Annotated in this window: 9 protein-coding genes; 1 reads left to right on the top strand and 8 read right to left on the bottom strand. The window is 67.9% G+C overall.

Features of this window, described 5'->3' with window-relative positions; translation table 11 throughout:
* Window positions 1-11: 11 nt before the first annotated feature.
* From GP2_RS14095 to GP2_RS14085, 3 genes are all read right to left on the bottom strand, one after another.
* Entirely contained in the window at window positions 12-404 is a 393-nt protein-coding gene (locus GP2_RS14095) for an NADH-quinone oxidoreductase subunit A (protein WP_006901194.1), read from the bottom strand.
* Window positions 405-552: 148 nt separating this feature from the next.
* The gene (locus GP2_RS14090; RefSeq protein WP_006901193.1) at window positions 553-972 is read right to left on the bottom strand and encodes a DNA-binding transcriptional response regulator; all 420 of its coding nucleotides are present in this window, start codon (window positions 970-972) and stop codon (window positions 553-555) included.
* A 105-nt stretch (window positions 973-1,077) separates the two neighbouring features.
* Complete coding sequence (locus GP2_RS14085; protein ID WP_040527083.1) at window positions 1,078-2,154, bottom strand: D-alanine--D-alanine ligase family protein; 1,077 nt, start codon at window positions 2,152-2,154, stop codon at window positions 1,078-1,080.
* A 185-nt stretch (window positions 2,155-2,339) separates the two neighbouring features.
* Between GP2_RS14085 and GP2_RS14080 the strand changes: the two genes are divergently transcribed.
* Window positions 2,340-3,644, top strand: coding sequence for a UDP-N-acetylmuramoyl-tripeptide--D-alanyl-D-alanine ligase (locus GP2_RS14080; RefSeq protein ID WP_006901191.1), 1,305 nt, complete (start codon window positions 2,340-2,342; stop codon window positions 3,642-3,644).
* Between the two features lie 17 nt (window positions 3,645-3,661).
* Here the strand turns inward: GP2_RS14080 and GP2_RS14075 are convergent, their stop codons facing one another.
* The 5 genes from GP2_RS14075 to GP2_RS14055 form a co-directional block, all read right to left on the bottom strand.
* On the bottom strand, window positions 3,662-4,714 hold the full coding sequence (locus tag GP2_RS14075; RefSeq protein WP_006901190.1) for an AraC family transcriptional regulator: 1,053 nt from the start codon (window positions 4,712-4,714) through the stop codon (window positions 3,662-3,664).
* Window positions 4,711-5,388: a hypothetical protein gene (locus tag GP2_RS14070; protein WP_040527082.1), complete on the bottom strand. Its 678-nt coding sequence runs from the start codon at window positions 5,386-5,388 to the stop codon at window positions 4,711-4,713. The genes GP2_RS14075 and GP2_RS14070 overlap by 4 nt, the downstream gene beginning before the upstream one ends.
* Before the next feature lie 96 nt (window positions 5,389-5,484).
* The gene (gene gad / locus GP2_RS14065) at window positions 5,485-6,882 is read right to left on the bottom strand and encodes a glutamate decarboxylase (RefSeq protein ID WP_006901188.1); all 1,398 of its coding nucleotides are present in this window, start codon (window positions 6,880-6,882) and stop codon (window positions 5,485-5,487) included.
* Between the two features lie 120 nt (window positions 6,883-7,002).
* Window positions 7,003-8,964, bottom strand: a complete 1,962-nt coding sequence (locus GP2_RS14060) for a YhgE/Pip family protein (RefSeq protein WP_006901187.1) — start codon at window positions 8,962-8,964, stop codon at window positions 7,003-7,005.
* 5 nt (window positions 8,965-8,969) lie between these two features.
* Window positions 8,970-9,701: a P-loop NTPase family protein gene (locus tag GP2_RS14055; protein ID WP_006901186.1), complete on the bottom strand. Its 732-nt coding sequence runs from the start codon at window positions 9,699-9,701 to the stop codon at window positions 8,970-8,972.
* Between the last annotated feature and the right edge of the window lie 362 nt (window positions 9,702-10,063).

Here is a 10,063-nt window from a genome sequence, read left to right as displayed (position 1 = left end):
GCGAAAAGCCCCTAATCCCAGCTCAGTCCGCCCCGTCGCCACTCGTAGGCGTACGCGACGGAGACGTTGACGATGAACAACAGCATCGCGGCGAGGCCGAACCATCCGAGCGAGTCGAATGCGACCGCCCACGGATAGAGGAAGACGATCTCGATGTCGAAGATGATGAACAACATCGCGGTCAGGTAGTACTTGACCGGCACACGCTGGACCTGGCGGACCGCGCCCGCCCCGCCCGAGGGGGCCAGATAGCTCTTCTCAACCGGTTCGATGCCGCATTCGTAGGCCTCGAGTTTGGCGCGGTTGTACCGTTTCGGCCCGATCGCGACGCCGACGAACACGCTGAAGACGGCGAACGCCACGCCGATTGCCCCGAGGATCATGATCGGGACGTAGGCGTTCACAGCGTGGACTCCTCCTCGCTCAGGGTGCCGGCATCCACCTGGTGGGTGGATCGGTTCGGCGGTTGTCCTCATCGCGCGGGCGGCCGGTCCGGCCCCTCCCACACGTATGTGAGCTACGACACAAGCCTAGGTGGTCGTCTGGCGGGCGTCAGCCATTTTGGGACAGTTCGGCGTTTCCCAGCATCTCGACGAAGGCCTCGGGGAGGGCGATCGGATCGACGGGCAGGTGCGCATACGCGTCGGCGCGCGACCAGTCGGCCAGCCATCGGTCGTCGGCGCGACCGAGCAGCACCAGGACGGGCGGACAGGGGTCGAGTTCGTCCTTCATCTGCTTCGCGACGCCCATGCCGCCGTACGGGGTCGCCTCGCCGTCGGCGATCACCGCGTCGACGACGCCGGCCTCGAGCTGGCTGAACAGCATTGGAGCCGTGGCGACTTCGGTGAAGGCGAGCTCTGGCAGGGCGCTCGACGGGCGGGATCCCAGGGCGGCGATGACCTGCGCCCTGGTGTCGGGATCGTCGGAGTAGACCAGCACGCGCAGCGCCCGGGGAGGCAGGGTGTCGGTCACGGCAGCGATGCTACCGCCGTTCGGCGTCCGCTTCGGGGAGTTGGCCAACCGGAGTGGCGATTGCCGTCCGGCCGGGGGCGGGTGCACGGGCCCCGGCCGGGGAGGTCAGTGCTCGGTCGAGAACCCGACGCGGCGTCGATGGACGTCGAGCGCGAAGGTGACGAGCTGGTCGATCAGATCGGGGTAGGCGATCCCGGTCGCCTCCCACAGCTTCGGGTACATCGAGCCGGGGGTGAATCCGGGGATGGTGTTCACCTCGTTGAGCAGCCACCCACGTCCGGACTCCTCGTAGAAGAAGTCGACGCGGGCCATGCCGCTGCAGCGCATCGCGGTGAACGTCCGCGCGGCGAGCTCCCGGACCTGTGCCACCGCCTCGTCGGGCAGCGGGGCGGGGATGACGAGCTTCGCGGCGCCGGTGACGTACTTGTCCTCGTAGTCGTAGAAATCGCTGCCGGGTTCGATCTCGCCGGGCAGGGATGTCTCCGGCGCGGTGTCGCCGAGGACGGCGATCTCGATCTCGCGGCCGTCGACGTTCTCCTCGATGATCACCACGTTGTCGTAGCGGAGGGCGAGGTTGATCGCCTCGTCGACCTCGGCGGCGTCGTGGGCCTTGCTGATGCCGACCGACGACCCGAGGTTCGCGGGCTTGACGAAGACCGGGAGGCCGAGCTCCTCGACGACGCGTCCGACGATGGCGCGCGGGTCGTCGACGCCGTCGCGGAACTCGATCCAGCGGCACTGCGGGATGCCCGCCTGGGCGGCGACGATCTTCGCCATGGCCTTGTCCATGCAGAGCGCCGACGAGAGCACGCCGGAGCCCACGTAGGGCAGCTTGAACAGCTCGAGCATGCCCTGGATGGTGCCGTCCTCGCCGTGCGGCCCGTGCAACAGCGGCAGGACGACGGTGACGGCCTCGCCGGCGTGGCCGCGGAGTTCGGTGAGGGGGTCGATGGCGGTGCCCGCCACCTCGAGCGAGTCCGGCAGGGCGGTGCCGTCGGCGAGGGCGGCGATGGCCTTGTCGTTGCGGAGCCAGGTGCCGTCCTTGGCGATGCCGATGGGGACCAGGTCGTATTTCGTCCGATCGGCGGCGGCCAGGACGTGAGCGGCTGTCACCCGGGACACATCGTGTTCGGCGGAGACTCCGCCGTAGAGGACCACAAGACGCAACAGCCGGGATGACATGCCTGTCACGATACGGGCACCGGCGAGCGGGTTCTCGCGGAGTCGGCGCGGATGTGGAGTTCGACACGGTCGCCCGCCGCCTGGCATACCTCCTCCGCGAGCACGCCGGCGCCGACGAGCAGGGTGCCCCGGTCGGCCGAAGGGGCCGGGCGGCGCCGTCGGCTAGCGTGGAGCACGTGCATTTCATGGCGAGTGAGGTCGCGGCGGCGACCGGCGGCGAGTTGTCGGGTCCCGACGTCCGGATCGACGGTGCGAGCATCGACTCGCGCAACATCCGCCCGGGTCAGCTGTTCATCCCCATCGTCGCCGAGCGCGACGGCCACGATTTCATCGGCAAGGCGCTCGAGGCGGGGGCGCCGGCCTACTTCACCTCGAGGCCCGAGACGGCCGGCGGCACCGCGATCCGCGTCGCCGACACCGCGCTCGCACTCGCCGATCTCGGACGCGCGGTGCGCCGCCGCATCCCGGACCGCGTCGTCGGCATCACCGGCTCCGTCGGCAAGACCTCCACGAAGGATCTGCTCGCCGGGGTCCTGAAGACCACTTACCGGACCGCGGCCAGCGAGAAGTCCTTCAACAACGAGCTCGGGCTGCCGCTGACCCTGGCCCTCGCGCACGACGACGTGGAGGCCGTCGTGCTGGAGATGGGCGCCCGCGGGATCGGGCACATCGAGCTGTTGTGCTCGATCGCGAGCCCGACGGTCGGCGTGATCACCCGCGTCGAGGGCGCGCACCTCGAACTGTTCGGCGACATCGAATCCGTGGCCCGCGCCAAGGGGGAACTCGTCGAGGCCCTGCCCGCCGACGGCATCGCGGTGCTCAACAACGACCACCCGTACGTCGCCCCGATGGCCGAGCGCACCTCGGCGCGGGTGCTGCGCTACGGACTGTCCCCGGACGCCGACGTGTACGCCTCCGACATCGTCCTCGACGACGAGTTGCGAGCGTCGTTCCGTCTGCACACCCCGTGGGGATCCACCGACGTGCGTCTCGGCGCGCGCGGCGAGCACCAGGTGCCCAACGCCCTGGCGGCCGCGGCGGCCGGCGGGGGACTGGGGGTGTCGGTCGCCGACATCGCGTCGGGGATGTCGGCCGCCGAGCTGTCCGGTCTCCGTATGGAACTGGGGAGGTCGAGCGGCGGCGTCACGATCATCAACGACGCCTACAACGCCAACCCCACGTCGATGTCGGCGGCACTGCGGTCGCTGGCGGCGCTGCCCGCGGGACGGCGCGTCGCGGTGCTCGGCACGATGGCCGAACTCGGCGACGACTCGGCGCGCGAGCACCTCGCGATCGCGGAGCAGGCCGCGGGCCTGGGGATCGCTCTCGTCGCAGTGGACGAGCCGGACTACGGGGACACGGCACGGCACGTCTCGGGCATCGACGAGGCAGTGGCCGCGCTCGACGACCTGGGGCCCGGGGATGCGGTGCTGGTCAAGGGCAGCCGTGTCGCCGCCCTGGAACGCGTCGCGCAGGCACTGCTGGGCTGAGCGCGCCGGTGCGACCCTCAGTCGGCGGCTTTGTTGCGCCCGAGGTGGATCACCCCGTCCTCGAAGGCGGCCCGGGTACGGTATTCGCTGGGACCGCAACCGAACTCGGCACGGAACCGGTTGCGCATCGTGGGACTGGACGGGAATCCGGAGAGGCGCGCGACGTCGGCGACCGACAGGTCCGGACGTGTGCGCAGGAGCTCGCACGCGGTCTTGAGTCGTCGATCCGCGATACGTGCGGCCAGCGAGTCCTCGGTGTCCTCGAAGTGGCGGTAGAGCTGTCGGCGGCTGATGTGCAGAAGACGCGCGAGCCGGTTCGGCGTGAACGACGGATCGCGGTGATGGCGTTCGATGAGGTCGCTCACCGCCTCGCGCACGAAGAGCGCGTTGTCGGTGATGGGGCGCTGCTCGAAGTCGAGCTGACCGAGTGCGGCACGCACGAGTTCGATGGCGGCCATCTCGGTTTCCTCGGTGGCCTCGGCGACCTCGACTGCCGTGTCGGAGGTGAACTGGAGGATGAAGGACGCGGTGGCGCGGGCCAGCAGAGTGCCGGACGCGACCGGGCGTCGCGCCTGCTCGGCGATGCGGCGCTGACTGCCGAGTAGTTCGAGAGGGACGATGAGTCCGGCGGGGTCGTTGATTTCGTAGGTGCGCTCGACGTAGGGCGCCGCATTGCTGACGAATGCCAACTGCCCCGGCCGATATGCGTAGTCGCGTGTGCCTTGGCGGACGGTGTGGCGGCCCCGCATGGTGTGGACGGCGATGATGAGGTCGTCAGAGGGGGTATCGAGAACGAGCTGCGGTGTGCGGGTCAGTTGGAATGGCGTGTGCAGGGCGCAGAATGTCGTGATCAACGACAACTGCCGCGTGTAGATGAGCGAGTCGAACTTCTCGGGGTCCTCGACCTGTACCTCGATGATCGGACTGTAGTTCTCCACGCCCTCGGGCCCGGAGAGGCGGAGCGGTTGGGCTCGTCCCTCGTTCCGGTTTGCGCCGATCCGATCACGCCAGGACTCGACGACTGGCGTCGGGATGCCGAAATCCATTGCGTCATCGAACAGTTCGGTCATGCTGCTGCAGCCTCCGGCTTGCTGCGGGTCCACGCGGGCAGAACGACGAGCGAGGACAGGAAGAAGCAGATGGCGCCGATGAAGGTGCCCCAGTTGGCCATCGCGGTGTCGACGGTGACCCCGGCCTTGGAGACGTAGGCGCCGACGGCGGCGACGCCGAAGGCGATGCAGCCGATGAGGTTGATCTGGACCGACCACCAGTCGGCCGATCGGGGATCGAACCAGGTGTGCGCGTGCCGGTAGCCGCGCACCGCGAGGAAGCCGCTGATGAGGAAGAGGATCGAACCGCCGGCATCCGGCGACCACACGAACTCGCGTTGCGACGGAATCGAATGTGCAGTGAGGGCCGCCGTGGTGCTCACGTTGAACAGGACGGTGCCCAGCGACTGCGTCGAGGCGGCGAGCCAGTCGGCCCGCACCATGACGCCGCTGCCGTAGTCGACCTTGGTGGTCACCGGGCCGCTGAGGATCAGCTGGATCAGGCCGGCCGCGGTGAAGAACCAGGCTCCGATGAAGCAGCACAGGTTGACGGCGCCGGAGCCGGCCCAAGAGCCGAAGCCGGGTGCCGAGCTCAGCGCGAACAGGGACGACCCGATCATGAAGCCCCAGCACTGCTTGTTCAGTGTCGGGACGAACACTGTGCTGCGCCCGGGGGTCGACGCGGCAACGCTCATTGTCTACCTACCTGTCTGCGACGAGCCTGTTTGCGACGAGGTCCCCGGCCCGGCGGGGGCCCGGGCCGGGGACCTCGACTGGCGATGATCTGGCGATCAGTGGTGGAAGTGGCTGCGCTCGCCCTCGGCCGGGATCGGGCCCTCGAGGCGCTCGAGGAACTCGACCTCGGTCTTGATGTCGGCGATGAGAGCGCGGGCGAGGTCATGGCTGAGGCCGGCACGGACGACGATGCGCTGGACCGTCATGTCTGCCAGGTCGTCGGCCATCGGGTAGGCGGGAACCAGCCAGCCCTTCATGCGCAGGCGATCCGACAGGTCGTAGAGGTTCCAGTTGTCGGTGTGGCCCTTCTTCATGCGCCAGGCGAACACGGGGATGGTGTCGCCCTTGCTGACCAGCTCGAAGGCGTCGATCTTGGCGATCTCCGACGACAGCCACTGGGCGACGTCGAGCGAACCCTGCTGGACCTGGCGGTAGCCCTCGAAGCCGAGACGCAGGAACTGGTAGTACTGCAGCAGGACCTGGGCGCCCGGACGCGAGAAGTTCAGCGCCAGGGTGGGCATGTTGCCGCCGAGGTAGCTGCAGTGGAAGACCATGCTCTCCGGCAGGTCCTCGACGCTGCGCCACACGACCCAGCCGACACCCGGGTAGACCAGGCCGAACTTGTGGCCCGAGGTGTTGATGGAGACGACGCGCTCGACGCGGAAGTCCCACTCCAGATCGGGCTGGCAGAACGGGGCGATCATCGCGCCCGACGCGCCGTCGACGTGGATCTTGACGTCGAGGCCGGTGTTGGCCTGGATCTCGTCGAGCTTGGCGGCGATCTCCTTCACCGGCTCGTACATGCCGGTGTAGGTCTGGCCCATGATGGCGACGACGCCGATGGTGTTCTCGTCGACGTACTTCTCGAGGTCATGGCCGTCGAGGACCAGGTGCTCCTCGCTGATCGGGACCCAGCGGGGTTCGACCTCGAAGTAGTTGCAGAACTTCTCCCAGCACACCTGGACCGCGGTGGACAGCACCAGGTTCGGCTTCTCGATGGACTTGCCCTCGGCCTTGCGGCGGGCCTGCCAGTGGCGCTTGAGGGCGAGACCGCCGAGCATGCAGGCCTCCGACGAACCGATCGTCGAGGTGCCGATGGCGTTGTCGACGTCCGGGTTGTGCCACAGGTTGGCGATGATGCGCCAGCAGCGATCCTCGATCGCGGCGGTCTGCGGGTACTCGTCCTTGTCGATCATGTTCTTGTCGACCGACTCCGCGTACAGCCGCTTGGCCTCGTCGTCCATCCAGGTGGAGACGAAGGTCGCGAGGTTCAGGCGCGCGTTGCCGTCGAGCATCGCCTCGTCGTGGACGATCTGGTAGGCGGTCTCGGGCAGCAACATGTTGTCGGCGAGCTTGAACTTCGGCAGATCGGTCGCCTCGCCCGGTCGGGTGAAGACGGTGCGCAGGTTCAGGTCGTCGCCGATGTTCGTGTTCGCACGAGCTTGGGAAGTCAAGGTGTTTCCTCCTGGATCTTTCAATGCGGGTTCACTGGTGCCGATTTCGGGGGTCGGACGACTGCACTCGGTGTTACCCGAAACAGCCGTTTCTCGTGGGGGTTTGGTGTTTTGACCTCCCTAGACTTCCACCGGCGGATACAGCCGATCCATCGTGTACTGGCGGTTTCGTCGCGCGGCCCATGCGGAGATGAGCAGGCAGACGATGGTGATACCGGCGAGCACGCCGATCGCCAGCCAGAGTCGATAGTCGATGCCGCCGACCGTGAGCTGTCTCAGGCCTTCCACGGTGTAGGTCATCGGATCGACGTAGTGGATGTACTGGAACGGTTTCGCGGTGGTGGGCACCGGATAGATGCCGCCCGCGGACACCAGCTGGACCATGAGGAATGCCAGTGTCACAACGCGTCCCACGGCTATGCCGAACACGGCGTCGAACATCTGGATCATCGCCATGAAGGTCGCGACCACCAACAACAGGAACAAGAACGTCGCTATCGGATGGACGGCGCGCAGGCCCACCGCGAAGGTGACGACCGAGTACAGGATGGCTGCCTGGGCGAAGCCGATCGTGAACGCCGGGGCGTACGAGGCGAGGACGACGCGCATCGACGAGAAGCCCTGCACGATCGGGCGGGACTGCAGCGGCGTCAGCAGCATCCAGGTGATGATGCCGCCCACGAACAGCGCGAGGGACATGAAGAACGGGGCGAAGCCGGTGCCGAAGGTCGGCGCCTCGTGGGTGTAGTCCTCCTTCAGCGCGACCGGGTCGGCGAGGGTCGCGGCGATTTCTTCCTTCTGCTGCTTGGTCCACGCCGGGATGGCCTTGACGCCCTCGTCGAGGCCGGATGCGAGTTCCTGGGAGCCGGAGGCCAGTTCCTTCATGCCGGAGGCCAGCTGGTCGGCGCCGGCGCTCAGTTCGCCGAGGCCCGTGGCGAGCTCGGCGGAGCCGCTCGCGAGCTCGTTGGCCGCGCCGCGGGCCGCCAGGATGTCGTTGCGCAGGCCGCCGTTCTCGGCCAGCGAGAGGCCCAGGCGCAGCGGGCTGTTCGGGTTGCCGAGCTGCTGCGACAAGACGGTGGCGTCGGTGTTGAGCTGGCTCAGCTGGTTGTTCGCATCGGGGCCGAGCCCGCTGGTGCGCAGGAACTGCTGTGCCGGGGCGAGCGCATTGGCGAGGCCGCGCACGGTCGGGTCCGACGACGCGCTCAGCTGGCTGACCACGTTGTCCAGCGCCTGGCTGGCCTGGGACTGCTGGTTGGCCGCGGCGCTCAGTTCCTTCGAGGCCGCGCCGGCATTGCGCGCGAGACGATCTGCGGCGGCGTTGACCTCGGCTGCGGAGAGTCCGGTCTGGTCGGCGCCGAGAGCGTTCAACAGCGGATCGGTCGCCTTGATGAGCGCGGAGTCGAGCTCGCCGAGGCCGCTAGCGAGCTGATCGGCGCCGTTCTTGGCGGTGACCATGTTGGTGGCGATCTCATCCGCGCCGGTGTTGGCGGTCTTGAGCCCGGAGGCGAGTTCGTTCGCGCCGTCGGCGGCCTGGGTCAGCTTGCCGGTCACCCCGCCGACGTCGTTGAGGACGATGTCGAAGGTCTGGGTGCCGACCTGGGCGCTCACCTTGTTGACGACCTGCTGAGCGGCATCCTGGCCGATGATCGTGGCCAGGTAGTTGTTGGCGTCGTTGTAGGTGAACACCAGCTGTGCGGACTTCGGGGAGTCGCTCGTCGGGGACGCGATCGCCTCGCTGAAGTCCTCGGGCAGGGTGATCGAGAAGTAGTACTTGCCGTGGGCGACGCCGTCGGCGGCCTCGGCAGGCGAGACCTCGTGCAGGTCGAGCTGCTTGGATTCGATCAGGCCCTTGGCGACCTGCTCGCCGGCGTTGAGCTTCTCGCCCATCACCACGGCGCCCCGGTCCTCGTTCACAAGCGCGACCGGGATCTTGTCGGCGGCGGCGAAGGGGTTCCAGAAGGCCCACAGGTACATCGCTCCGTAGAGGAGCGGCATGAGCATGATGACGACCAGTGCGAGCCGGGGCATCGTGCCGCGGTAGTACCGCTTGATGTCGCTGCCCGGGGAGAATGCGGCAAACATGTTCTCTAGGTCCGATCTTCGTGGTCGAGGCCGAGGAACTGGCCTTCTGTCAGGTTGTCGACGGGGATCACGGCGCGCACGCCGCCCGCGGGTGCCACGGCGTTGACGTCGGCGGTGATGACCGTCTGCGTCCGGCCCAGATCGACGAGCCGCTCCATCAGGAGGACCTGGTTCTCGCGCCGCGTGAGCCTGTCCACGCCGCCGATGACCAGCAGCGGGGGACGCCGGTGGTTGCCCACGGCGATGCGGAACAGCGCGGAGCTGAGCTCGGGCAGCTCCTCCACGAAGGCCTCGAGGTCCGGGAGCGGGTAGGAGCCGAAGACCGGGCGGCAGACGCGCTCGAGGTCGTCCTCACCTGCCGGCGTGACCCACTTCCACCAGGGAGAAGACCAGCGCTTGAGCTCGGTCACGACGTCGCGGATGCGGATGGCCTGCTGGATGCCGTCGACCTCGTCGATCCACGCGACCGCGGCGCGGTTGAAGAGGTGCTGGGCGTCATTGGTCCGGCCGAAGGCGGTGAGCTCTCCCCTGCTCGGGCGCATCCGGCCGGCCACGGTGAGCAGCAGCGCGGCGCGTCCGCGGCTCTCCGGCCCGGCGAACACGGTGACGCCGCCTTCGGCGACGGTGAAGTCGACCGGCCCGAAGATGTGCCCCCACGAGGCGTTCACCGTGAGGCCGCGAGCTTCCAGGAGCGGAAGGCCGGAGGAGGAGCCGCTCGGCTCCGGGACGTCACTCATCGTCGCCCGTTCTGAAGGCCGCACATCGTCCAACTTTCTTTCGTCGTACTTCGAGCACAGGTTCTCGGTTGCTCAGCCGGGATGGCCGAACAACCGGAGAAGAATCAGAGAATCTTTCGGGGAGTGGTTCCGGCAGTGGATGCGGGATTCGTCAGGGCGCCGACGTAAAGGTCCGTGCCATCGAGGAGTTCTCGGGACGCATTCTTCCGCAACCGCACGGTGGCGCGGGATGCGCCACCGTGAACTGCCACTTTCCAGGACATGGCATGGAACCTAGCCCACGGCCTTCGGCGGGTTCAACGGATTGCGTGCAACATGCAGCATCTGTGATGGCACGGATTTTGCTCCGACCGCCGTAACGC

The organism is Gordonia paraffinivorans NBRC 108238 (assembly GCF_000344155.1).
Taxonomy (GTDB): domain Bacteria; phylum Actinomycetota; class Actinomycetes; order Mycobacteriales; family Mycobacteriaceae; genus Gordonia; species Gordonia paraffinivorans.
This window is presented reverse-complemented; position numbering and strand designations above follow the sequence as displayed.

Coding starts and splice junctions, on each gene's coding strand:
- GP2_RS14085 (WP_040527083.1), bottom strand. CDS start 2,154: ATGTCATCCCGGCTGTTGCGTCTTGTGGTCCTCTACGGCGGAGTCTCC.
- GP2_RS14080 (WP_006901191.1), top strand. CDS start 2,340: ATGGCGAGTGAGGTCGCGGCGGCGACCGGCGGCGAGTTGTCGGGTCCC.
- GP2_RS14075 (WP_006901190.1), bottom strand. CDS start 4,714: ATGACCGAACTGTTCGATGACGCAATGGATTTCGGCATCCCGACGCCA.
- GP2_RS14070 (WP_040527082.1), bottom strand. CDS start 5,388: ATGAGCGTTGCCGCGTCGACCCCCGGGCGCAGCACAGTGTTCGTCCCG.
- GP2_RS14060 (WP_006901187.1), bottom strand. CDS start 8,964: ATGTTTGCCGCATTCTCCCCGGGCAGCGACATCAAGCGGTACTACCGC.
- GP2_RS14055 (WP_006901186.1), bottom strand. CDS start 9,701: ATGAGTGACGTCCCGGAGCCGAGCGGCTCCTCCTCCGGCCTTCCGCTC.